The 22752-nt window shown below is 62.9% G+C and carries 19 protein-coding genes; 9 read left to right on the forward strand and 10 right to left on the reverse strand.

Annotation, left to right across the window (positions count from 1 at the left end; all coding sequences use genetic code 11):
- The first annotated feature begins 51 nt into the window (after nt 1-51).
- The gene (locus CFB17_RS04220) at nt 52-1470 is read left to right on the forward strand and encodes an amidase (protein WP_088560137.1); all 1419 of its coding nucleotides are present in this window, start codon (nt 52-54) and stop codon (nt 1468-1470) included.
- Here CFB17_RS04220 and epmA read toward each other — a convergent pair.
- Complete coding sequence (gene epmA / locus CFB17_RS04225) at nt 1467-2522, reverse strand: EF-P lysine aminoacylase EpmA (protein ID WP_088560138.1); 1056 nt, start codon at nt 2520-2522, stop codon at nt 1467-1469. The two genes, CFB17_RS04220 and epmA, sit on opposite strands and share 4 nt — an antisense overlap.
- Before the next feature lie 148 nt (nt 2523-2670).
- Between epmA and efp the strand changes: the two genes are divergently transcribed.
- Nucleotides 2671-3240, forward strand: coding sequence for an elongation factor P (gene efp, locus CFB17_RS04230; protein WP_088560251.1), 570 nt, complete (start codon nt 2671-2673; stop codon nt 3238-3240).
- Nucleotides 3241-3424: 184 nt separating this feature from the next.
- Here the strand turns inward: efp and CFB17_RS04235 are convergent, their stop codons facing one another.
- The gene (locus tag CFB17_RS04235; RefSeq protein ID WP_133063830.1) at nt 3425-3739 is read right to left on the reverse strand and encodes a hypothetical protein; all 315 of its coding nucleotides are present in this window, start codon (nt 3737-3739) and stop codon (nt 3425-3427) included.
- Nucleotides 3740-4082: 343 nt separating this feature from the next.
- Between CFB17_RS04235 and CFB17_RS04240 the strand changes: the two genes are divergently transcribed.
- Nucleotides 4083-4985 carry a hypothetical protein gene (locus CFB17_RS04240; RefSeq protein WP_088560140.1) on the forward strand — a complete coding sequence of 301 codons (903 nt, stop codon included), beginning with the start codon at nt 4083-4085 and terminating at the stop codon, nt 4983-4985.
- Nucleotides 4986-5018: 33 nt separating this feature from the next.
- Here the strand turns inward: CFB17_RS04240 and recQ are convergent, their stop codons facing one another.
- Nucleotides 5019-6827: a DNA helicase RecQ gene (gene recQ, locus CFB17_RS04245; protein ID WP_088560141.1), complete on the reverse strand. Its 1809-nt coding sequence runs from the start codon at nt 6825-6827 to the stop codon at nt 5019-5021.
- 248 nt (nt 6828-7075) lie between these two features.
- Between recQ and CFB17_RS04250 the strand changes: the two genes are divergently transcribed.
- The 3 genes from CFB17_RS04250 (at nt 7076) to CFB17_RS04260 (ending at nt 10561) form a co-directional block, all read left to right on the forward strand.
- The gene (locus tag CFB17_RS04250; protein WP_088560142.1) at nt 7076-8032 is read left to right on the forward strand and encodes an OmpA family protein; all 957 of its coding nucleotides are present in this window, start codon (nt 7076-7078) and stop codon (nt 8030-8032) included.
- A 137-nt stretch (nt 8033-8169) separates the two neighbouring features.
- On the forward strand, nt 8170-9492 hold the full coding sequence (locus tag CFB17_RS04255) for a winged helix-turn-helix domain-containing protein (protein WP_088560143.1): 1323 nt from the start codon (nt 8170-8172) through the stop codon (nt 9490-9492).
- A complete protein-coding gene (locus tag CFB17_RS04260) occupies nt 9470-10561 on the forward strand; it encodes a P1 family peptidase (protein ID WP_088560144.1) in 1092 nt (363 codons plus the stop codon). Before CFB17_RS04255 ends, CFB17_RS04260 begins: the two co-directional genes overlap by 23 nt.
- A gap of 199 nt (nt 10562-10760) precedes the next feature.
- On the opposite strand, the gene CFB17_RS04265 is transcribed toward CFB17_RS04260, so the two are convergent.
- From CFB17_RS04265 to CFB17_RS04280, 4 genes are all read right to left on the reverse strand, one after another.
- Nucleotides 10761-11870 carry an ABC transporter ATP-binding protein gene (locus CFB17_RS04265; RefSeq protein WP_088560145.1) on the reverse strand — a complete coding sequence of 370 codons (1110 nt, stop codon included), beginning with the start codon at nt 11868-11870 and terminating at the stop codon, nt 10761-10763.
- 4 nt (nt 11871-11874) lie between these two features.
- Nucleotides 11875-12753, reverse strand: a complete 879-nt coding sequence (locus CFB17_RS04270) for a carbohydrate ABC transporter permease (RefSeq protein WP_243389719.1) — start codon at nt 12751-12753, stop codon at nt 11875-11877.
- The gene (locus CFB17_RS04275; RefSeq protein WP_243389731.1) at nt 12750-13598 is read right to left on the reverse strand and encodes a carbohydrate ABC transporter permease; all 849 of its coding nucleotides are present in this window, start codon (nt 13596-13598) and stop codon (nt 12750-12752) included. Before CFB17_RS04275 ends, CFB17_RS04270 begins: the two co-directional genes overlap by 4 nt.
- Before the next feature lie 177 nt (nt 13599-13775).
- Nucleotides 13776-15032, reverse strand: a complete 1257-nt coding sequence (locus tag CFB17_RS04280) for an ABC transporter substrate-binding protein (protein WP_088560146.1) — start codon at nt 15030-15032, stop codon at nt 13776-13778.
- A gap of 237 nt (nt 15033-15269) precedes the next feature.
- On the opposite strand from CFB17_RS04280, the gene CFB17_RS04285 reads away from it, so the two are divergent.
- The 3 genes from CFB17_RS04285 (at nt 15270) to CFB17_RS04295 (ending at nt 20038) form a co-directional block, all read left to right on the forward strand.
- Nucleotides 15270-16286, forward strand: a complete 1017-nt coding sequence (locus CFB17_RS04285; protein WP_088560147.1) for a LacI family transcriptional regulator — start codon at nt 15270-15272, stop codon at nt 16284-16286.
- A 140-nt stretch (nt 16287-16426) separates the two neighbouring features.
- Entirely contained in the window at nt 16427-19018 is a 2592-nt protein-coding gene (locus CFB17_RS04290) for a sensor domain-containing protein (protein WP_088560148.1), read from the forward strand.
- Between the two features lie 75 nt (nt 19019-19093).
- The gene (locus CFB17_RS04295) at nt 19094-20038 is read left to right on the forward strand and encodes a cation diffusion facilitator family transporter (RefSeq protein WP_088560149.1); all 945 of its coding nucleotides are present in this window, start codon (nt 19094-19096) and stop codon (nt 20036-20038) included.
- Here the strand turns inward: CFB17_RS04295 and CFB17_RS04300 are convergent.
- From CFB17_RS04300 to CFB17_RS04310, 3 genes are all read right to left on the reverse strand, one after another.
- Nucleotides 20028-20801, reverse strand: coding sequence for an aldolase/citrate lyase family protein (locus tag CFB17_RS04300; RefSeq protein WP_088560150.1), 774 nt, complete (start codon nt 20799-20801; stop codon nt 20028-20030). The genes CFB17_RS04295 and CFB17_RS04300 overlap by 11 nt on opposite strands.
- 83 nt (nt 20802-20884) lie before the next feature.
- Entirely contained in the window at nt 20885-21742 is an 858-nt protein-coding gene (locus CFB17_RS04305; RefSeq protein ID WP_088560151.1) for a fumarylacetoacetate hydrolase family protein, read from the reverse strand.
- Between the two features lie 128 nt (nt 21743-21870).
- A complete protein-coding gene (locus tag CFB17_RS04310; protein ID WP_133063832.1) occupies nt 21871-22692 on the reverse strand; it encodes an MBL fold metallo-hydrolase in 822 nt (273 codons plus the stop codon).
- Nucleotides 22693-22752 lie beyond the last annotated feature (60 nt).

Raw genomic sequence — 22752 nt, forward strand, 5'->3', positions numbered from 1 at the left:
TGACCGATACGCCCGCTTGGCGTTCCTGTCCTCCGGCAACGGAGGTAGCGCATGCTGGATCGCAGCTTGATCGACGAAACCGCGACGTCCCTGGTCGCCAGACTAAGGTCCGGGGAGATAAGGCCGCACGATCTCCTGGATGCCTTGGAGACGCGCATTGCCGAAGTGGATCCGGCCGTCAACGCCTTGCCGACGCTCTGCTTCGCCCGAGCCAGGGCGGCCGCCGACCGGCTGATGCGGTTGCCGGTCGAGGAGCGCGGGCTGCTTGCGGGACTACCCGTTCCCATCAAGGATCTGACGAACGTTGAAGGCGTGCGCTCGACCCAGGGATCGTTGATCTTCAAGGATCATATCCCGGATCACTCCGACATCATGGTCGAGCATCTCGAGGCCGAAGGTGCCATCATCTACGCCAAGTCGAACACGCCTGAATTCGGGGCGGGCGGCAATACCTTCAATGAGGTATTTGGGGTTACGCGCAACCCCTATGATACCAGCCGTTCCGCCGCCGGTTCATCAGGCGGTGCCGCCGTGGCGTTGAAGACCGGCATGGCCTGGCTGGCCCAGGGCTCCGACATGGGCGGCTCGCTACGCAATCCCGCGAGCTTCAATGGCATCGTCGGCATGCGCCCCAGCATGGGCAGGGTGGCGGCGGATCCGGGCGTACTACTCGACAATACGCTCAGCACCGAAGGGCCGATGGCCCGCAACGTAGCCGACCTTGCCCTGTTCCTTGATGCCATGAGCGGTGTTGATATCCGCGATCCCTTGTCCCTGCCGCGGCCACCGGTTTCGTTCAGCGAGGGCATGAAGCTGACGCAGCGGCCAAGACGCGTCGCCTTTTCGCGTGATCTCGGCATCACGCCCGTGGATCCGGAAGTGGCCGCCATCGTCGAAGGCGCGGCAAGGCGTCTTGAGAAGGAAGGCGTTATCGTCGAGGAGGCCCATCCCGATCTTAGCCCCGCGCATGAATGCTTCCAGGTTCTCCGCGCCTTGTCCTATGCGGTCTCGAAGGCGCATCTGCTCGAGCATCATAAAGACCAGCTCAAGCCCGAGGTGATATGGAACATCGAGCAGGGTTTGAAGCTGAGTGCCACGGAGATCGCCCGGGCACAGGCGCTACGCGCCTTGATGTATGAGCGTACGCTCAGCTTCTTCACGCAATACGACCTGCTTTTGACGCCAGCGACGATCGTGGCTGCCTATCCCGCCGAGCAGCGCTATGTGGCTGAATGCAATGGCCATCGATTCGACAATTATGTCGAATGGCTGGCTATCGCCTACGCGATCACCCTCGTTTTCTGCCCGGCCTTGTCGTTGCCTTGCGGCTTCACCACTCTGGGCCTCCCGGTCGGCATGCAGGTCGTCGGGCCGCCGCGGGCCGAGGCTCAGGTCCTGGCCGGCGCCGCTTTTATCGAATCGCTGCTCGGTCTGGACATGACGCCGATCGAGCCGAAAATGCCGCGCTAGCAGTCTACGGGCGTCCAGAGAACCTGATCGATGCGCTGGGCCCCGGTCGCCAGCATGACCAACCGCTCGAAACCCAGAGCGATGCCGGAAGCCTCCGGCATGATGGCCAGAGCGGCCAGGAAATCCTCGTCCAGCGGATAGGTCTCGCCATAGACGGCTTGCTTGGTCGCCATCTCGGCCTCGAAGCGACGCCGCTGCTCGACGGGATCGGTCAGTTCCGCAAAGCCGTTAGCCAACTCCACGCCCAGCGCATAGAGCTCGAAGCGCTGGGCTAGGCGCGGATCGGCGGGGTCTCGCCTAGCCAGGGCCGCCTCGGCAAGCGGATAGGAATGGAGGATTGTCGGCCGGCTCATCCCCAGATGCGGCTCGACCCGGCCCACGATGACCCGACTGAAAATATCCGACCAGGAATCGTCCGGCGCCACCCGCAGCCCAGCCTTTCGGGCTTCGGCCGCCAGCGCCTCCCGGTCGACGCCACCCTCCAGGTCGCAGGTGGCAAGCAGGTCGATCCCCGCATGCCGCGCGAACGCTTCGGCAACGCTTAGGCGCTCGAACTCGCCATCTACCGCCAGCAGCTGGCCCTGATGCGCCAGCCTGTCCGATCCGGCCGCGCAGAGGGTCTCGCGCAAGAGCGCCTCGCAGTCGCTCATCAGCACCGCAAGCGGGGTCTCGCGACGATACCATTCGAGCATGGTGAATTCGGGACTGTGCCTGTAGCCGGCCTCTCGATTGCGAAAGACGTGGGCGAAGGTGAAGAGACGCTGTTCACCAGCAGCGAGCAGCTTTTTGACGGCGAACTCCGGCGAGGTGTGGAGATAAAGGGGCCGGGTCGTCTGGCCATCGGTCGAGACATGGGCAGTCTTAAAAGCGTGCAAATGCGCCTCGTTGCCGGGTGACACCTGAAGGCAGGCCGTGTCCACCTCGACGAACCCTCGGGCCTCGAACCAGGCGCCGAGGGCCCGACGGATGCGGTTGCGGGCCAGGAGAAAGGGACGCCGGTCCTTGTGCCGATCAGGCTGCCACCAGCGGTCCACCTCATCTCGTTGTTGCATGCGAAGCTCCTCCCCATGCAAGGATGGCTGGACCGATCGCCGGAAGGACGGTACTTCGGGGCCCAGTTTGCGACGGCTGCCGGCCGTCGCGCTTCAATCGCGATCGCAGGGCAACTTCGCCGGTCGCCTCGTTCATGCAGTGGATACCATGCCGAAAGTCATCGCCAGCAGCTTGCGCAAGGGCAATGTCGTCGATCTCGACGGCAAGCTCTACGTCATTCTGAGTTCTCAGAACATTCATCCCGGCAAGGGCACGCCAGTGACGCAGATGGATCTGCGGCGGATCAGCGATGGGGTCAAGATCTCGGAACGCTATCGCACGACCGAGCAGGTCGAGCGTGCCTTCGTCGAGGACCGCCCCTTCAACTTCCTCTACGAGGACGGCGACGGGTTCCATTTCATGAATCCCGAGACCTACGATCAGGTCCAGGTCAGCCGCGACGTGGTCGGTGACACGGCCCCCTATCTGCAGGAAAACATGGAGGTTACTCTCTCGACGCACGAGGGTGTGGCCATCGCCATCCAGCTGCCGCAGCGCGTGACGCTCGAGGTCGTCGAGACCGAGCCCACCGTGAAGGGACAGACGGCCTCTTCCTCGTACAAGCCGGCCCTCCTGAACAACGGCGTCAAGACGACCGTGCCCGCGCATATCGGCGTCGGCACCCGGATTGTCGTCATGACCGAGGACGGTTCCTACGTCGAACGGGCGAAAGACTGACCTGTAACGGGCTGCAGTCCAGACGGGCCTCGCTATCGGATCGGCCGGTTGTGCGCGACACCGGCCGAGATCCGGCGAAGCGGTGGCGTCGCAATCGAAATTGTGACGCCACGCAAATCTCACGCAGAATGACGGGCCCGACAGCCCAGATTCCGCTTTGCCGCACCACGAGGTCGACAATGCGCTACCAGCGATAGCCATAGCCATAGCCATAGCCATAGCCATAGCCATAGCCCTCGAGAAGAAATTGATTGCTGCCGCCCCCGTCAACCTCACTGAAGTCGTCCGCCGGCAGATTGATTCCCGCTGCTTGCGGGGCAGTAACGGCGAAGGCATCGGCGATCTTAGAGGCATCGCCAGCAGGCGAGACCGACTGGTCGAGCTCGGCGTCGGCTCTTTCTGGTGTACCCGATCTACCCATCGCCCTGGCTGGGCTCAGGCCCCTTTCGCGCGACGCGATCCCGGCAAGGGTGGGCCGCGATCCAGTACGAACGCCCATGCCCCGGGACTCCAGTGGTGAGGCAGCAGGGTTCGCGCCCCGTTGCCTCCAGCTTCCCACTGACCGAGGATGCAAGGCAGCGCAATGTTGCCACCCAGGCCGGCGAGCCGACCGCGCTCCTCGCCATTAACGTCGCCCATCGCCCCTCGCCGCGCTAGCCCTATGTCCAGGCCATATAGAGGACGTCCGGGCGAGAGGCGGCGGCTCACTAATGCAATGGCTCAGACGTGAACCTGCAGACGTGAAATCAACACCCTCGCCTTTTACCGGCGACGCGAATTGAGTAAACGATTCCGGCACGACCTGTCGCCCGGCCGGCTACGAACCGATGGTGGAGAACAAGATGTCGATGCGACGCTGGCTGCTGGCCGGCTTTTTCCTGTGCAGTCTGCCGCTCTCCGGCTGCACCTACATAAATAATCTCTTTCACCCCGATGACCGTCCTGATGCAGGTGGGCTCGCCACGAACGCGACGCCCTCGGAATTCGCTCAGGCGATCTTTCAAAGCGACGCACCGACAGCATTCGATGCTCTCGAATGGGACTTGAACGTCACCAAGTTCACGCCCGGCGCCAATACGCGCTGGTATTGGGCGCTTTGGGCACAGTTCGAGCACGGGCCGGGCTTCTATGTCGGCCTGCAGCCCGACGGCCAGTTCCTCAACAGCCCGCCCGGCAAGAAAGCTGTCTTCAGCTTCTTCGGCGCTGACACGCAAGGCCTGACCCCGAACTGCACCGCCTATGGCCGCGACAAACGTGCAAGTTGCCGCCTGCCCTTCGATTGGAAGACCGGCGAGACCTATCGCTTTGCGGTCAAGCGTGCCCCTGGCCCTTCGAGCGACACGATCGCATGGACGGCTACCATCACCGCGCGCAGCAGCGGCGTCACGACGCCGATCGGCACGGTCTCGGTGCCGGCCAGCTACGGAAATATCCAGACGACGACGCAAGGCTGGAGCGAATGGACTCCTGGCGTGCCGGCCAATTGCGATGTTCGCAGCAGCTTCGCCGCAACGATGACGTCACCCACGGGCTACGTGGCCGGCAAGAGCTATCCCGAGACCGTCACGCGCGGCCAGCCGACGGGCTGCGTCATCGTCTTCCCCGATGGTCCCGAGACACTGATCATGCAGACGCGTCTGGGCAACGAGGCGACGACCGCCAACACGCCGGTCCCGACCGCGACCAAGAAAACCACCGCCCCGGCCGTCAAGAAGGCGCCAGCGAAGAAGCGCGCCCGGAGCTGAGCGCGCGGACGGGACGGGCGGCGGCGCGCGCCTTCAGACGTCGAGAGCCTCCAGGAACGCGCGCCCGTAGCGCGCGAGCTTGGCGGCGCCGACGCCATTGACCTCGCCCATCTCTGCTAGGCTGCGCGGTCGTAGCCGCGCCATCTCCTTGAGCGTCCGGTCGGGAAAGACGACGTAGGCCGGCACTTCCTCGTCGGTAGCGATCTCGCGGCGCTTTGCGCGCAAACGCTCGAAGAGGAGTTGCTCCTCAACATCGAGATCGTCGGTAACGTGCGGCGATGCCGATTTCCGCAGGGGCTTTCGGTTGGTGAAAATATCGGCCCGCACCTCGAACCGTGTCTCGCCCTTGAGCAACGAGCGAGCATCCGCCTCCATCCGCCAACTCCCGTGACCACCGAGATCGGTGGTGATGAGGCCGGCCCCGTAGAGCTGGCGCACGACGCCCCGCCACGCATCGCGGCTGCGATCCTTGCCGACGCCAAAGGTCGGCAGGCGATCATGGCCGAACCGGCAGACCTTCTCCGTCGCATGGCCGACCAGGATGTCGATCAGATGCTCGGTGCCAAAGCGTTCCTCGGTGCGAAGGATGGCGGACAGCACCATGCGCGCCTCCTGCGTCGCATCGGCGGCGGTAATGCCGTGGCGGCACACGTCACAATGGCCGCATGGCTCCGCCGTCTCACCGAAATAACCGCGAATCGTCTGCCAGCGGCAGCGCGGAGTCTCCATGAGGGCGATCAGTGCCGCCAATCGCTGCTGCTCGACCCTCTTGAATTCGGCGCTCCCTTCGGATTGCTCGATCTGCAGCCGTCGAAGCCGCATGTCGTCTAGTCCGTATAGGCTGAGCGTTTCCGCCGGCAGCCCGTCCCGGCCGGCCCGGCCAATCTCCTGGTAATATGCCTCGACGCTGCGCGGCATGTCGGCATGGGCGACGAAGCGGACATCGGGCTTGTCGATTCCCATACCGAAAGCCACGGTCGCCACCATGACCATGCCGTCCTCGCGTTGGAATCGCTCCTGACGCTGGCCTCGCAGCCTGCTGTCGAGCCCGGCATGATAAGCCTCCGCCCGTATCCCGTCCTGTACCAGGGCCGCCGCCAGTTCCTCGGTCTTGCGCCGACTGGAGGCATAGACGATGCCGCTTTCACCCGCATGCCCGGCGATGAAGGCGCGGATCTGTCGCCGCACCTCGCGCTTGGGCTCCATGGCGACGCTGATATTGGGTCGATCGAAGCCATGGACGACGATCTTGGGCGCCACGGGAAAGAGGCGCCTTGCGATCTCCTCGCGCGTGCCCGGATCGGCAGTCGCGGTAAAAGCCACGAGCTGCATGGAACGCCCGTTGCCGAGCTCGTCCGCCACTTCGCGGATGCGCAGATAATCCGGTCGGAAATCGTGCCCCCACTGGCTTACGCAGTGCGCTTCATCGACAGCAAGGCGAGCCAGAGGCGCACGCCGCAGGAGATCGAGCGTTCCCGGCAGTGCCAGTCGCTCGGGCGCCAAATAGAGCAGCTTCAACGCGCCTGCCTGAAATCGGCTGGCCACTTCACGGTTGCCGGCCGCATCCTGGCCGGATGAGAGCGCTCCTGCCTCAATGCCCAGCCGCTCAAGTCCACTCACCTGATCGCGCATGAGGGCTACCAGTGGCGAGATCACCAGCGTGGTGCCCTCGCTTAAAAGGGCGGGTAGCTGGTAGCAAAGACTCTTGCCGGCCCCCGTCGGCATGACGGCCAAAACATCCTGCCCATCGACGATGGCCTCGACCAATGCCTGCTGTCCCGGTCGAAAAGCAGCATAGCCGAAGGTCGTGCTCAGCACCTCACGCATTCGTGTATTGGGCATTCTTGAACGTCATCCAAGGGGGCGTGGGGCCGTCAAAACCGGGGCTGACGGCCGAAGATGGCCTGTTCTGGCCGCGTCGCCGGCCCTTCGCAAGCCTTCGTGGCCACGCCTTGACCGCGAAAGTCGTGTGACCGTTCAGCAACAACCAGGCGAAAGCCCCGGCGACCCTAGGGAACATTCAAAAGAAAGGCTTATTTAGGGGGCAGTGGCTCGCACGGGCCCAACACGGTCAACCTTGGACGATAAAAATGCGTGTGATTCAAAAACTTCTCCTCGGCTCCGCACTGGCTGTTGTCCTGGCTCCCGCCGCGATGGCACAGGATACGGCAAGCACGACGAATTTCACCCAGCAGGGCAATCAGGTCGAAGCGGCCCAAACCGCGCCTGGTGAATATTACGTGTTCTTCGACTTCGATCGCGCGACCGTGCGTCCTGATGCACGCAGCGTGATCGCGCAGGCCGCCAATGACTGGAAGAACAACGGCAACGCCACGATCAACATCGTGGGCCACGCCGACCGCTCCGGTTCGCCCGCCTACAATCAGCGGCTTTCCGAGCGCCGCGCGGCAGCGGTTCAGTCCGTTCTCGAAACCTCGGGCGTGCCTACCGCTAACATCCTGTCTTCGGGTGTTGGCGAATCGCAGCCAATGATCCCGACGGCTGATGGGGTTCGTGAGCCCAAGAACCGTTTCGTCAGCATTGCCTTCCCGGCCCAGCCCCCGGCGCCGCCCCCGGTCGCCGAGGAGCCGGCAGCCCCTGTCGTCGCCCCAAAGAAGTGGGAACTTGAGGTCGGCGGTCTCTATACCTTCATCGGTCGTGAGGAAGACGGTCATAACACCGGCTCGGCTGCGGGTGGTGAGATCACCCTCGGCTATCGCCCGAAGCCTGGCCTGCGCTTCCGCATCAGCCAGTCGCTTGAGCAGAGCTACAGCGTCGACAATAGCGGCCTGCTCGGCCGGTCGGTCGCCGGTATCGATGCCATCGGCGCCTGGGGTCGCGTGCAGCCCTACGCCGGCTGGAACATCGGCGGCACCTACGGCAATGGCGTCCAGGACGGCGGCATCACGGGTCCGGAAATCGGCCTCCGCGTTAGCGTCTCCCAGAACGTCTACCTCTACACGAAGGCGGCCTACGACTATAACTGGCGCAATCCGATCACCAAGGGTGAGACGAATGCCGGTGCAGGCGTCGGCTTCCGCTTCTAATCCGACGAGATTGCTCTGGTTGTAAGACCGGAGCGACGGCTAAAGAGAACGCGTCCGGTCCCTGATCGGGCGCGTTTTTTTTGCGGTTTGCGCCTACAACTTTACCAAGCCCGTCGTCGCCGGCTAGATCGACGGCGATGAGCTCGAACCTCGAAGCTACCGCCGAACCCACATCGAGCGGACGCCGACCGGAGCGCCTTAGCCTCAGGCAGGCGCGCGCCCTGGCTCTGGCGGCCCAGGGACTGGCCGATGGCCGCCCGATCAGTCCGCCGGCAGGCGCAAGGCTTGCTGGCGCTATCGATCGACTGGGCCTGCTGCAACTCGATTCCGTCTCGGTCGTGGTTCGCGCCCATTACATGCCGCTCTTCTCGCGCCTGGGTGCCTATGCCCGCGACGATCTCGATCGCTTGGCGGCGCATCATCCCAAGCGCCCGCGGCCCCGGGACAGACGGCTCTTCGAATATTGGGCGCACGAGGCCTCGCTCCTGCCCATAGCCCTCCAGCCGCTTTTTCGCTGGCGCATGGACGATGCCGAGGCAGGCCTTGGCATGTGGAAAGGCATCGCGCAATTCGGTCACGAGCAGAGAGAGGTCGTTCGCCGCGTCTTGCTGGAGATCGAAGCGCTAGGCCCCCTTGGCGTTTCCGATCTCGAGGATGCCGGCAGCCGGAGCGGCGCCTGGTGGGGCTGGAACAGCGGCAAGCTGGCACTCGAATTTCTCTTCTGGACGGGGCGGATCACAGCCGCCGGCAGGCGGGGTTTCGAGCGGCTCTACGACCTGCCTTCGCGGGTTCTGCCAGACGCCATCCTGGCGACACCGACGCCTCCTCGCGAAGACGCACAACGCGACCTCCTGGCGCGTGCCGCGGTGGCGCTCGGCGTGGCGACGGCCGCGGATCTTCGCGACTATTACCGGCTGCCGGTCGAGGGAACGGCAGCGCGGCTGGCAGAACTGGTCGAAGCTGGCCACATCTGGCCCGTGGTGGTCGAGGGCTGGCGCCAGCCGGCCTTCATGTCGGCGGGCGCACGCCTGCCGCGACGCCCCAGGGCCCGTGCGCTTCTGGCTCCGTTCGACCCTCTGGTCTTCGAGCGCGGCCGGGTCGAGCGGCTGTTCGGCTTCAATTACCGTATCGAGATCTATGTGCCGGCCGCCAAGCGCCGGCACGGCTATTATGTCCTGCCCTTCTTGATGGGCGACAGGCTGGTGGCCAGGGTCGACCTCAAGACCGAACGCAAGCTCGGCAGGCTGCTGGTGCGCGCCGCCTATCTGGAGCCGGGCCAGGGCGAGGGTCCGGTCGCCGAGGCCCTGGCAGGCGAGCTTTGCCTGATCGCCCGCTGGCTAGGCCTGGAGCGGGTCGAGATAGCGCAACGCGGCGATCTGGCAGCAGCACTGGGCCAAGCACCGGGCATGAATATCCAGCATGCCGAGGAGATTATGGATGAAGCGGCAGCGTCTACGTGACCTCGGTTATCGGATCGGGGATCTGCCTACGGGCCCGTTGAATGCCATTACCGACATTGCGGGCGTCAGGGTCGGCATGACGACGCTGATCACGGATGAGCCATACGTCCTGCGCACGGGTGTCACGGTGATAGCCCCGCAGGAGGGAGAGGTCTGGCGGCGCAATCTATTCGCGGCGGTCGACGTGCTGAACGGCAATGGCGAGATCACTGGCCGCAGCTGGATTGACGAGTTCGGTCTGTTGATGGGCCCGATCGCGCTTTGCTCGACCTTTTCCGTGGGGGCCGTGCAGGAGGGAATGGTGGCGGCGGAAGCCGAGGCCGACGTCGATGCCGATTTCAAGCTGCCGGTCGTCAGCGAAACCTATGACGGTTGGCTCTCGATGAGCGAGACCTTCGCCGTCAGGCCACATCACGCGAGAGCGGCCCTCGATGCTGCGCGCGGCGGCCCTGTCCCGGAGGGAAACGTCGGCGGTGGTACGGGAACCAACGCGCACGAGTTCAAGGCCGGAACAGGAACCGCCTCGCGCATGATCGAGATCGGCGGCGAGCACTTCATGCTGGGTGCGCTTGTCCAGGCGAATTATGGTCGGCGCGAGGATCTGCGGCTGGATGGCGTCCCTGTGGGCCGTCTCCTGCCGGTCAGCCGCATTCCCGGTCTGTTCGAAGATGCGGGTCGCAAGGACGGCTCGATCGTCGTCATCCTCGCCACGGATGCGCCGCTCCTACCGCATCAGCTGAAGCGACTGGCTCGGCGGGCAGCGCTTGGACTTGGCCGGACCGGCGGGTTCGGCTACCCGACGAGCGGCGACATTTTCCTGGCCTTTTCGACCGGCAATGACTTGGGCAGAGCCAGCGGCAAAGGGCTGGACGTCGCCATGAGCGGGCTTCGAGCGCTCCGCGAGATGAGTCTGGCCCCCCTCCTGAAAGCCGCTGTCGAAGCCACCGAGGAGGCGATCTGGAACAGTCTCACCATGGCGGAGACCATGGTGGGCCGCAGGGGGCGGACGAGCCATGCCTTGCCGCTGGATCTTCTGCTCGAGGTGGCACCGCCACCCGGCCGAGCCTGAAGAGAGCGACGTCAGTGACCGACTGGAAGAGTGCTCTCAGCTGATAATATTAGAGCCTGCCCCCGTTCGGCGGGCACGAGGACAGCAAAGGGAGGTCTGCAAGCCGCGATCGACAGGCCCTGAGTGGCGAACACAAGCAGCAGCCATCGTCTAGCCCCACTCACGGCCGTCGATTGTCTTCGCTCCAATCCTCCCCGTCCTAGAGCCGATAGCCGGTCTCAGGATCGAAGAGCAGCGCCTTGTCGAGGTTGAAGGCGAACGGCACGAGATCGCCGACTTTCAAGGAAGCCTCCGCACGCATACGGGCAATGACCTCCTTGCCGCCCAATTGAGTGACGACATAAGTGTCGGACCCCGCGGGCTCGATGACATCCACCCTTCCCTCGATCGTCTGGAGCTGGCTGGCGTGGCGGTCCGCCCCGTCAATGTCGGTGATGGCCTCCGGGCGAATGCCGAAGATCACCTTCTTTTCCGGCGGCAGGTCGCGGGCGGTGACCGAGGGCGGTATCTGCAACGCGATACTGCCCTCGCGCTGGGCCAGCTGGATCATGGCCCCATTGCCGCTTGCCCGGACGGTCCCGGCCATGAGGTTCATTGAAGGCGACCCCATGAAATCGGCAACGAAAAGATTATCGGGGCGGTTATAGATCTCGGCCGGGGTGCCGACCTGCTGTAGCTTGCCATCCTTCAGGACTGCGATCTTGGTGGCGAGCGTCATCGCCTCGATCTGGTCATGGGTCACGTAGACGATCGTCGTGCCGGTCTGCTGATGCAAGCGCTTGATCTCGGTGCGCATGTCGACCCGCAGTTTGGCATCCAGGTTCGACAAGGGCTCGTCGAAAAGGAAGAGCCGGGGATTGCGCACGAGCGCGCGGCCCATGGCAACACGTTGGCGCTGACCACCCGAGAGCTGCGAGGGACGTCGCTGCAAGAGATGCTCGATCTGCAGCGTCTTGGCGACGCGAGCAATCGCCGCCTCGCGCTCGGCCTTGGGCACTTTACGCATCTCAAGGCCGAAGCCGATATTGTCCTTGATCGACATGGTCGGATAGAGCGCATAGCTTTGAAAGACCATCGCGATGTCGCGGCGGGAGGGATGAAGATCGTTGATCTTGCGCCCTTCCAGGCGGATCTCGCCCCCGGTGATCTGCTCGAGCCCGGCGATCGTGTTTAAGAGCGTGGACTTGCCGCAGCCCGAGGGGCCGACCAGGACGAGAAAGCCGCCTTGGTCGAGATCGAGATCGATCCCCTTGAGGATCTCGGTGGCGCCATAGCGCTTATGGAGCCGGTCGATTTCAAGAAATGCCATGCGATCAGCCTTTGACAGCGCCAGCCATCAGGCCGCGCACGAAATATCTGCCGGCCACGACGTAGACGAGCAGCGTCGGCAAGGCGGCGATGAGGGCCGCTGCCATATCCACGTTGTATTCCTTAACGCCGGTCGAGCTTGAGACGAGGTTATTGAGAGCAACGGTCATCGGTGCGGCGTCGCCGGATGTAAACGAGGCGCCGAAGAGGAAGTCGTTCCAGATATTTGTGAACTGGTAGATCACCGTAACGACGATGATGGGCAGGCTGGCTGGCAGGAGTATCCGCCAGAAGATCCGAAAGAAACCAGCGCCATCCATCATGGCGGCCCGCACGAGCTCGTCCGGAAAGGCAACGTAGAAATTCCTGAAGAAGAGCGTGGTGAAGCCCAGGCCATAGACGATGTGGACGAGGACCAGGCCCGGAGTCGAGCTTGCAAGGCCGAGCCTGCCCAGGACCTGTGCCATCGGTACCAGGACAACCTGGAACGGGATGAAGCAGCCAAAGAGCATGAGGCCGAAAATAAGCTTGTGGCCGCGAAACTTCCATTTCGTCAGCACGTAACCGTTGAGTGCGCCCAGGATCGTCGAGATCGTGACCGCTGGCACGACCATCCGGATCGAATTCCAGAAGAATCCCTTCAAGCCTTCGCAGGTGACGCCGATACAGGCTGCCCCCCAGGCCTTCTCCCACGCATAGAAGGAAGGCGCTTGCGGCAGTTGCAGCATGTTGCCGCTTTGGATCTCGCTCAGCGGCTTCAGGCTGGTCACCAGCATCACATAGAGCGGCAGGAGGTAGAAGACGGCGAACAGGATGAGCAGCCCGTAGATGATGATCCTCGGGCCACGCGCGGATATGGCGGCACTGCCGGCATCGACGCTCACGTACGACGCTCCCTGAGCTCCGAATAAAGATAGGGCACGATGACGGCAGCGATGGTCATGAGCATCATGACGGCACTGGCGGCACCGACGCCCATGGCATTGCGCGTGAAGGTATAGGAATACATGAAAGTTGAAGGCAGTTCGGTGGCGTTGCCCGGACCGCCACCGGTCAGGGCGATGACAAGATCGTAGGATTTGATCGCCATGTGCAGGAGGATGATCAGGGCGGAGAGGAAGACCGGCCTCAATTGCGGGATAATGATCCGCCAGTAGATCTGTAAGGTCGGTGCGCCATCGATCTGGGCCGCCTTGATCACCTCGTTGTCGATACCGCGTAGACCGGCCAGGAACATGGCCATGATGAAGCCGGAAGTCTGCCACACGCCAGCGATCACCACCGTGTAGATGGCCATGTCCGGATTGATCAACCAGTCGAATGTGAAGCTCGTCCAGCCCCAGCTGTGCATGACGCGATCAAGGCCGAGGCCGGGATTGAGGAACCACTTCCAGGCCGTGCCGGTAACGATGAAGGAGATCGCCATCGGATAGAGAAAGATCGGGCGAAGACCGCCCTCGCCGCGAATCCGCTGATCCAGAAGGATCGCGATGAAGAGGCCGAGAAACAGCGAAATGGCGATATAGAGGCCGCCATAGATGCCGAGATTCTTGATCGCCACATACCAGTTCGGCGTGGCCCAGAGCCGGGCATATTGCTCCAAGCCGGCCCACTTATAGATGGGCAGGAGGCGTGAGGTGCTGAACGAGAGCACCACGGTCCAGACGATGAAGCCGTAGACAAAGACCAGGGTGACCGCGAGCGACGGGGATAGCACGAGCTTGGCCATGTTGGCCTGCAACCATCCCACCCCGCCGGAGCCTGGACCCGGTGGCGCCTGCTTGACGAGATCGTCCCGCGAGGGGCTAGCCGGCAGGCCCATGGGCGCAGCGCGCGCCCCGGCCGGCTGCATGCCCACATCCTTGCTACTCATCGCTCCATCATCCTTTGAGCCTCGTCACGACGCCTATTTGGCGCCGGCGACCGCGTCGACGAGAGCCTTGGGGGCGGCATCGGCCGTGAGCTGGCCGTTCAACTCTTGGGTCACCACGTCGAAAAAGGCCTGCTTGATGCCGGCGGGGGCACCATAGCCGTGCGCCAAGGATCCCATGAGCGTTCCTTTCTCCGTGGCCTCCTTGAGATCCTTCATGCCTTTCTTGCCGCAGGCATCGAAATTGGTGTCCGGCACATCGAGCCTGGCCGGCACGGCACCCTTGATGAGGTTGAACTTGGCTTGGAGATCCGGGTCCATGACGTCGGCTGCCAGCTGCATCGCGGCGTCGCCTTGCGCCTTGCCCGCCTCGAAGGCCGCGAACATGTCGGAATTGAACGTCACGCTACCCTGCGTGCCGGGGAAGCGGATGCAGACGAAATCCTGGCCGGGCTTCATGCCGGCATTCACGAACTCGCCCTTGGCCCAGTCGCCCATGACTTGCGCGGCAGCGTCGCCCTTGATCACCATGGCCGTCGCCAGGTTCCAATCCCGGCCCGAAAAATTCGGATCGAAATAGGTCCTAAGCTTGCTCATGCGCTCGAACACCGTCTTCATCGTGTCCGAGCCCAATGCGGCTGGATCCTGCTCGATGATCGCCTTGCGATAGAAGTCCGGACCGCCGGTCGAGAGCAGCACATTTTCAAAGACAGTCCCGTCCTGCCAGGGCTGGCCGCCATGCGCCAAGGGCGTGATCCCGGCCGCCTTGAACTTGTCGAAGAGGGCTATCAGCTCGTCGAAGGTCGCAGGCTCCTTGCCACCCACCCGGTCCAGAAGCTTCTTGTTGATCCATAGCCAGTTGGTCGAATGCACATCGATGGGCGCGGCGATCCACTTGCCGTCCTGCATGGCGAAAGCCTGAAGCGGCTTGGGGAGCGCCTGGCCCCATCCGCCCTTCTCGGCGACACTTGAAATGTCGGCCAGCATGCCCTGATCCGACCAGTCGACGATGTCGAAGCCCAAAAGCTGGCCGGCTCCAGGCGGATTGCCGGCGGCGATCCTGGCGCGCAGCACGGTCATGGCCTGCACGCCGCTGCCGCCCGCCACCGGCACGTCCTTCCAGGTCACGCCCTGAGTCTGCAGCTTGTCCTTGACGAGCCCGAGCGCCTTGGCCTCGCCGCCCGAGGTCCACCAGTGGATGACCTCGAGATCCTCAGCGGCGCGAACGCCATTGGAGGCGCCAAGCGCGATGGCGCAAGCCGTTGAAACAAGGATCGACCAGCGACGGATCATGGAGTTTCTGCCTTTTAATTATCTAGATCGGGACGCCTATTAATTAAATGGTAACGTTACAGAGTGGACTGTCAACATGACACCACCCTGAATTTCGCAAACGTCGCGCCTCTTATACTGTATCATAGTGTCAACTTTTGCTTCTCGCAGGTAGATCGACAATCGAGATTCGTCACTTGTCCAGTCTGCAACGATACTGTTAAGGCTGCTCCACAAAAGGGGGTTGGCGTTTTCAAGATGGCGAAGCAGAAGGCGACCCTGCGAACGATCGCCGAGGCGTCCGGGTTCGCGGTGACCACGGTCTCCCGCGCCCTCAAGGACGCCCCGGAACTCAGCCAAGCCACCAAGGCGAGGATCAGGACGATTGCCCTGGCGCAAGGCTATGCGCCCGACCGGGCCGCATTGCGGCTGCGAACGGGCCAGACCTACATCCTAGCTTTCATCCTCAGCCAGGAGGACGAGATCAACCGGATCGCCCGCAACATGATCATCGGGCTCAGCCAGGGATTGCGCGGGACGCCTTATCAACTGATCGTCGTGCCGCAATTTCCGGACGAGGATCCCCTGCAGGCGGTGCGCTATGTGGTCGAAACAGGTGCCGCGGACGGGCTCATTATCAGCCACACGATGCCGCAGGACGAAAGGGTCCGCTATCTGCTCGAGCGCGACATTCCGTTCGTCACCCATGGTCGAACCGAGTTGCAGACACCGCATGCCTACTACGATTACGACAATTTTCGCTTCGCGCTCGAAGCTACTCGCCTCCTGCTGCGGCGCGGGCGACAGCGAATCATTCTCGTCCCGCCGATAACACGCTTTACCTATGCGGGCCTGCAGATTGATGGCTATCGGCGTGCGATGATCGAGGCAGGCCTCGAGCCCAACGTTGCGACAGCGCTTTCCATCGAATCGTCGCCGATGGAACTCAAGCGCTTTGCCTCGTCGATGGCGCGAGAGGCTGCACCGCCCGACGCTTATGTGTGCGGCAGCGAGGAGGCCTGCATCGCTTTGATCGGCGGCATTGAAGCATCCGGCATGCGCCTTGGCTGCCAAGTCGACCTTGTGGGCAAGCAGACCTCTGATCTAGTCGACGTCCTCTCCGCCGTCTTCGACACGGCTTCGGAGGATTTCAGCCATACGGGACGAATATTGGCCGAACTCCTGCTTCGCCGCCTGGCGGGGGAATCAGCCGGCGACCTGCAGCGCCTGGAGACACCCATCTGGACCCTGAGGACGCCGGCTTCAGAGAGGTGACGATCGGCCGCCCGCTTTTGCCGATGGAAGAAGACAGCAATCGATACAACTTATTGTTTTATGCTCGACAGTCTGACGCTAGGTTCAAAAGCCTGCACGAGACTGGATGGCAAGGCTAACGCTCGCGAAGCGTGAGCTTTATGCTCATCGCGGCCGATGCGGCGGAAATGGCGGAGGGATCTCTGAACGCTTGGTCGCTCAACGGGCCGGCTGTCGATATAGTGTGGATTGGCCTGCTCGCCACACTGAGCCTTGCCTGCGCTGCAGCCGCAGTTGGCATTCTCTACGAATGGCGGCGGCGACGACAACTTCAGCTTTATCTTGACGAGATTCGCGAGCACCAACGCGATGCCATCCTGGTCATCGACACAGATGGGCGGATAAAGCGGTTCAACAACGCCGCCAGGGCAATCTTCGAGATCCCCCGAGAAGAGACGCTGACTGGACGCTTGATAGCCGACGTTCTGGCTAGCAAGGGCTTGAACGGCAAGTTGGAAATGCTCTTTGCAACACCCCCCGCTCCGCCCGACGACGTGCATCTCGAGCTGGCGGGCAGACGTCACGATGGCAGCGGGCTGTTCCTGGACGTGATGGTGGCGGATTTCCGACAGCGCGAACGCGTCATCGTGTTTCGCGATATTTCGACGCGACGAGCGATGGAATGGGAACTTGGCGCCAGCGCGTCGATCCTGCGCACGCTGGCCGATCATGCGCCAGTCATCATCTGGCAGCGCGACGATACCTCACGTTCAATCTATTTGAACCGGCATTGGGAAACATTCACCGGCGTCGACGTCGCCGTGGGCCAGGCAAATGGCTGGTATCATTACGTCCATCCCGAAGATCGTGCGCGTGTCGAGGCGGCGACCCACGAAGCTATAAGGGCCATGCGGCCGCTGGAAATTGAATATCGGCTTTTTAGCCGATCGGGCTGGCGCTGGGTGCTGGACACGGCGGCGGCGCGTTTTTGTGACGACGGGATGTTCGCTGGATATGTGGGCGTGGTCATCGACATTGATGATCGGCGACGCAGCGTAGCACGCCTGCAGGAGAGCGAAGCGCGGTTTCGCGACGTTGCCATGACAGCATCCGATATGCTCTGGGAAACCGACGAAGAAGGACGGTTCACCTATCTCTCCGATCGCGCGGAGGCGATTATCGGCCTGCCGCCGGAAATGGCGCTGGGTCGCACACCCTGGTCGCTCGGGCTTCAAGGCGCCCCGACGGCCGACGGCGAGATGAACGCGTCGTGGCGCCTCGATACACCCGCGCCTTTCCGCAACGTCACCTTTCGCTGGAGCGATTCCGCGCAGGGCACGGGTCGTTGGATTGCGATCGGCGGCAAGCCTGTCTTTACGGCCGAGAATCGCTTCGCCGGCTATCGCGGCAGCGCCACCGATGTCACCAGCGAGGTGGAGGCCGGCGCTCAGCTTCGTCATCAGGCAACGCATGACGGCCTGACCGGACTGCCGAATCGCGGGGCCATGCTGGAGCATCTGACACGCGCGCTGGCCAGCGGCGATAAGCAGGGGCGGCAGGTCGGTGTGGTCTGCCTGGATCTAGACCGGTTCAAGGACGTCAACGACACATTCGGCCATGCGGCGGGCGACGATCTTCTCAAGATGGTGAGCGAGCGCCTGACACGACTCGCAGCCGATGCCGGCATCGTGGGCCGGATCGGTGGCGATGAATTCACCATCCTTCTTTCCAATATCGGGGATCAGACACAGCTGGAGGAATTCTGTCAGCAGGTGATCGAGCTCGCGGCAGAGCCTTATGAGATGGACGGCCTGCGCGTGCATGTGGGCATCAGCGTCGGCGGCGCCTTGGCAGAGGGGCAAGAGCGCGCCGAAGAGACTTTGAAGCGCGCCGATTTTGCCCTCTACGCCGCCAAGCGAGAGGGACGCGAGACTTGGCGGGCCTATACGCGGGAACTCGAGGGCGGTCGTCGATCACGTAAAAAGCTTGAGGTCGAGCTCCGAGCGGCCATCGAGGAAAATAGTCTTTCAGTCTACTATCAGCCTCAGGTCGATCTCGTGACTCATCGCATGATCGCCGTCGAGGCATTGACGCGCTGGCGCCGGCCCGAGGGTGACATCGTCTCGCCGCTCGATTTCATTCCCCTGGCCGAAGAGACGAGGCTCATCGTCCAACTCGGCGAGTTCGTGCTACGTCGCGCTGCAACCGACATCGTGCCTTTCAGCGAACTGGCGCTAGCCGTCAATCTTTCACCGGTGCAGCTTTTGCGTACCGACCTTGTGCAGATGATCGAAGAGGTACTGGCGCAAAGCGGCTTCGCCCCGGATCGCCTCGAGCTCGAGATTACAGAAAGCGCTCTTCTCAAGGACGACCACACAGTGCGCAAAATGATGCTCGAGCTTAAGCAATTGGGTGTTAAGCTGGCGCTGGACGATTTCGGCACGGGCTTTTCCAGCCTCAGCTATCTTCAGCGTCTGCCGTTCGACACGATCAAGCTGGATCGCTCCTTCATCAACAGCCTCGATCGCGACCCCGGCGCCGTTTCGATCGTCCATGCGGTCATCGGCCTGGGGGCCAGCCTCGGCATGAAGGTCGTGGCCGAAGGGGTTGAGACCACGGCTCAGGCTCGCTTTCTTCGCGACGAAGGCTGCAGGATCGCGCAAGGGTTTCTCTTTGCCCCGGCATTGCCTGCCGAGGAGGTCGATCGACTGCGTGGCATCGATCTAAGCCGCCATCGCGTCGCCGCCGCCTGAGCGCCGCTTGCGAATCAGCCCTCCCTTTTCCAGACATTCGATATTCACAGTCGTCCCACCAGGCTCAGGCCCCTTATGTCCGCTCATGGTTCGAAGTCCGTCGTTCTTGCGGCCCTCGCCGGCAATCTAGCGATCGCCGTCACCAAATTCGTCGCCGCCGCTTTGACCGGCAGCTCCGCGATGCTGAGCGAGGCAGTGCATTCTCTCGTCGATTCCGGAAACCAGGGATTGTTGCTCCTGGGTATGAAGCGGGCAGCCCGGCCACCCTCACCCGACCATCCGTTCGGTCACGGTCTAGAACTCTATTTTTGGAGTTTCGTCGTCGCCATCCTCATCTTCGGCGCTGGAGCCGGCGTCTCCCTCTATGAGGGCGTCGTGAAGATCCTGGAGCCGCTGCCGATCGAGAGCGCCTGGATCAGCTATCTGGTCCTCGGCCTTTCCATTCTCTTCGAGGGCTATAGCTGGACGGTGGCGTTCAGGGCCTTTCGCCAGGGCACGCAGGGTCGCTCACTTTGGCAATCCCTGCGTCGCAGTAAGGATCCCACGGTCTTCACCGTCCTTTTGGAGGATAGTGCCGCCCTATTGGGCCTCCTCATCGCGATCGTCGGCATCTATCTCAGCCAGCGATTCGATCTGCCGGTCTTAGATGGCGTCACGTCCGTGCTGATCGGGCTTCTGCTCGCCGCCGTCGCCGCCTTCCTGGCTTCCGAGACCATGAGCCTGATCACGGGCGAGGCCATGGAGCGCGAGGCGCGCGAGCAGATCGCGGCACTCGTCAGGGCCGACCCTGCCGTCCTTCATCTGAACGAGCAGCTCAGCATGCATTTCGGCCCCAACGACGTGCTGCTCAACCTATCCATCGACTTCAGGCAGGAGCTTGGCGCCGACGATGTGGAACAGGCGGTGACGCGGTTGGAGCGCCAGATCAGGTTAGCTCAGCCGGCCGTCAAGCGGGTCTTTCTCGAAGCCCAGAACTTTCAGGCCCACCAACGCAGCATCGCGGCCGACCTCAGCCCTTGAAGCGGGCAGCCAGCGACTCGGATGCGCCAACCAAAAGGCCGGTATCGGAGCCAACGGCTGTGAAGAGGCAACCAGCCTCGATGACCTGCCGTGCCAGCGTCTCGTTCCCGGTCAGAAACCCTGGCGCCTTCCCGGCCGCCCGGATACGCCGCATCGCGTCGAGCGCCACCTTCATGACCTCTGGATGCCCCGGCTGCCCAAGGTAGCCCATATCAGCCGAAAGATCGCCCGGGCCGATAAAAATGCCGTCCACGCCCTCGACCGCGGCTATGGCCTCCAACTCGCGCATCGCGGCGACCGTCTCGATCTGCACGATAACGCAAATCTCGCCTTCACAGCGTGTATGGTAGTCCTTGATCCGGCCGAAACGGGACGAGCGCGATGCCGAAGCAAAGCCGCGAACGCCCCTGGGCGGATAGCGCGTCGCGGCCACGGCTCGGCGGGCTTCCGCCGCATCCTGCACCATGGGCACCAAAAAGCTTTGCACGCCCGCATCCAGATAGCGTTTGAAGAGGACGGTATCGTTCCATGGAACGCGCACGATCGGATGGGTCGGACCCGCTGCTGCCGCATGGAGTTGCTGCAGCACCATGGGCAGTTCGTTGGGCGAATGCTCCGTATCCAAGAGCAGCCAGTCGAAGCCGGAAAATGACAGCATCTCGATAGCGTTGGCGGAAGCCAAACTGCACCAGAGGCCAATCTGCTGGCGGCCCGCGAGGATCGCCTGCTTGAACGCGTTCCGAGGTAGCTCGACACTGGCCATATCCGCTTCCCTGATCTCTGCTGGTTGGTGGCTGATCCTGTTCCGTCAGCTTGGTGGACGCGAGCCCTTTGCGGGCTTTGCGCCTAGTGATGCTCCTCCCAGGCGACTACTTCCTGGCGTTGCTGGCCAAGCTTCTCAATCCCGAGCGTCATGACGTCGCCGGACTTGAGAAAGACCGGGTCCGGCTTGATCCCCATGCCGACGCCAGGCGGGGTGCCGGTCGTGATCACGTCGCCCGGCAACAGGGTCATGAACTCGGAGACGTAAGAGACGATCGTCTTGACGTCGAAGATCATCTTGGCCGTGTTACCGGTCTGCATGCGCTTGCCATTCAGGTCCAGCCACATGTCCAGATTTTGCACGTCGCCTACGTCATCGGCCGTCAACAGCCAAGGGCCGATGGGGCCGAAGGTATCGCAGCCCTTGCCCTTGTCCCACGTGCCGCCGCGCTCGATCTGATATTCCCGCTCCGAGACGTCGTTCACCAGGACGTAACCGGCCACATGCGCGAGGGCTTCATCCTTGCTCACATAGGATGCTTTCTTGCCGATAACGATGCCGAGCTCGACCTCCCAGTCACTCTTCTTCGAGCCGCGCGGCAGGACCACCCGGTCGTTCGGTCCCTGAATGCAGGAGATCGCCTTGGTGAAGACGATAGGCTCCTTCGGGATGGGCAGGTTCGATTCTGCGGCGTGGTCGGAAAAATTCAGGCCGATGGCGATGAACTTGCCGACATGCGCAATCGGACAGCCCAGCCGGACATCCGGGTCGACGACCGGCATGTTGGTAAAGTCGTGCGTCGCCAGCATGCCCAGGCCATCCGGCGTCAATACGGCGCCCGAGATGTCGGGCACCACGCCTGAGAGGTCTCGGATCTTGCCCTGAGCGTCGATGATCCCGGGACGCTCCGACCCCTTCTCTCCGAAACGCACCAGCCTCATGACGTTACTCCTTCCTCAGACCAATCGCGCACCACCCATACGCCGGTGCCCGCGCCCGGCAAAGCACAGCCGGGCGCTTTTTCCGCTGGACGGGACGGACGAGACGACACCGGCCCGGATGCCTAAGGCTACGCTTCTTCGGCCACGAACCCTGCTCCATCACGCCTGAAGCGATTGAAGCCCTTGATGTGGCTGCCGGCCACGACCCAGTCGTTGCGCGCGGCCTGCTCCACGACGAGCTTGCGGGTGGCGGCAGCTCGAGCAAGGTCGATGTCGAAGGCGAGGCCAAGCTCGGTATCGGCCGCCTGGCGATCGTCAAGATGCATGACATCGCCCCAGATCAGAAGCGATTCGTCCTGGCCGTCGAGGAGATAGCCGGTATGACCCGGCGTGTGGCCCGGCAAGGGCATGGACTTGAATCCGAGGCTCACGATGCCGGCATCGATCGGCGCCATGCGGCCCGCATAGGCTGCCACCACGCGCGCGGCCACCGCAAACGCTGCCCGGCGGGCCTCGGGCAGCTTGTCGCGTTCTTCGGGATTGGTGAAATAGGCAAGATCGACAGGCGGATAGTGGACGAGGGCGCGCGGGAAATAGGACCGGTCCTCGTAGAGGAGTCCCTCGGCGTGGTCAGTATGAAAATGGGTGAGGAGAATATGGTCGACGTCATCGGGTCCGATCCCTTTCTCCTTCAGCAACAAGCGGGCCTTGCCGAAATCGGGCCCCTGGGCTCCACCAAGGCCACTGTCGATGAGGATAACGCCGCCTGGACCCTGGATGAGGAACATGTTGACGACGATCGGGATATTGCCCTCTCCCAGCTTTTGCAGGTGCGGGGCAAGCCCGTTCTCGCCTTCCACGTGGCTGAGAAGCGTCGGCGATGCGAAAAGGATGCCGTCCTCGAGGATCATGATTTCATGATCGCCGATGCGGCGGTACTGCTCTCTCACGGCTTCTCTATCCTTACACTCGAAGCCAAAGTGACGATTTCCTGCCCAGTGGCCTCATGA

It is taken from the genome of Arboricoccus pini, assembly GCF_900187945.1.
In the GTDB taxonomy this organism is placed as follows: domain Bacteria; phylum Pseudomonadota; class Alphaproteobacteria; order Geminicoccales; family Geminicoccaceae; genus Arboricoccus; species Arboricoccus pini.

What these genes read in the sequence shown, in the direction of transcription:
- CFB17_RS04220 (WP_088560137.1), top strand. Translation starts at nt 52, where the DNA reads ATGCTGGATCGCAGCTTGATCGACGAAACCGCGACGTCCCTGGTCGCC.
- CFB17_RS04255 (WP_088560143.1), top strand. Translation starts at nt 8,170, where the DNA reads ATGAGCTCGAACCTCGAAGCTACCGCCGAACCCACATCGAGCGGACGC.
- CFB17_RS04290 (WP_088560148.1), top strand. Translation starts at nt 16,427, where the DNA reads ATGCTCATCGCGGCCGATGCGGCGGAAATGGCGGAGGGATCTCTGAAC.
- CFB17_RS04240 (WP_088560140.1), top strand. Translation starts at nt 4,083, where the DNA reads ATGTCGATGCGACGCTGGCTGCTGGCCGGCTTTTTCCTGTGCAGTCTG.
- CFB17_RS04300 (WP_088560150.1), bottom strand. Translation starts at nt 20,801, where the DNA reads ATGGCCAGTGTCGAGCTACCTCGGAACGCGTTCAAGCAGGCGATCCTC.
- CFB17_RS04305 (WP_088560151.1), bottom strand. Translation starts at nt 21,742, where the DNA reads ATGAGGCTGGTGCGTTTCGGAGAGAAGGGGTCGGAGCGTCCCGGGATC.
- efp (WP_088560251.1), top strand. Translation starts at nt 2,671, where the DNA reads ATGCCGAAAGTCATCGCCAGCAGCTTGCGCAAGGGCAATGTCGTCGAT.
- CFB17_RS04250 (WP_088560142.1), top strand. Translation starts at nt 7,076, where the DNA reads ATGCGTGTGATTCAAAAACTTCTCCTCGGCTCCGCACTGGCTGTTGTC.
- CFB17_RS04285 (WP_088560147.1), top strand. Translation starts at nt 15,270, where the DNA reads ATGGCGAAGCAGAAGGCGACCCTGCGAACGATCGCCGAGGCGTCCGGG.
- CFB17_RS04260 (WP_088560144.1), top strand. Translation starts at nt 9,470, where the DNA reads ATGAAGCGGCAGCGTCTACGTGACCTCGGTTATCGGATCGGGGATCTG.
- CFB17_RS04265 (WP_088560145.1), bottom strand. Translation starts at nt 11,870, where the DNA reads ATGGCATTTCTTGAAATCGACCGGCTCCATAAGCGCTATGGCGCCACC.
- CFB17_RS04295 (WP_088560149.1), top strand. Translation starts at nt 19,094, where the DNA reads ATGTCCGCTCATGGTTCGAAGTCCGTCGTTCTTGCGGCCCTCGCCGGC.
- epmA (WP_088560138.1), bottom strand. Translation starts at nt 2,522, where the DNA reads ATGCAACAACGAGATGAGGTGGACCGCTGGTGGCAGCCTGATCGGCAC.
- CFB17_RS04280 (WP_088560146.1), bottom strand. Translation starts at nt 15,032, where the DNA reads ATGATCCGTCGCTGGTCGATCCTTGTTTCAACGGCTTGCGCCATCGCG.
- CFB17_RS04275 (WP_243389731.1), bottom strand. Translation starts at nt 13,598, where the DNA reads ATGGCCAAGCTCGTGCTATCCCCGTCGCTCGCGGTCACCCTGGTCTTT.
- CFB17_RS04235 (WP_133063830.1), bottom strand. Translation starts at nt 3,739, where the DNA reads ATGGGCGTTCGTACTGGATCGCGGCCCACCCTTGCCGGGATCGCGTCG.
- recQ (WP_088560141.1), bottom strand. Translation starts at nt 6,827, where the DNA reads ATGCCCAATACACGAATGCGTGAGGTGCTGAGCACGACCTTCGGCTAT.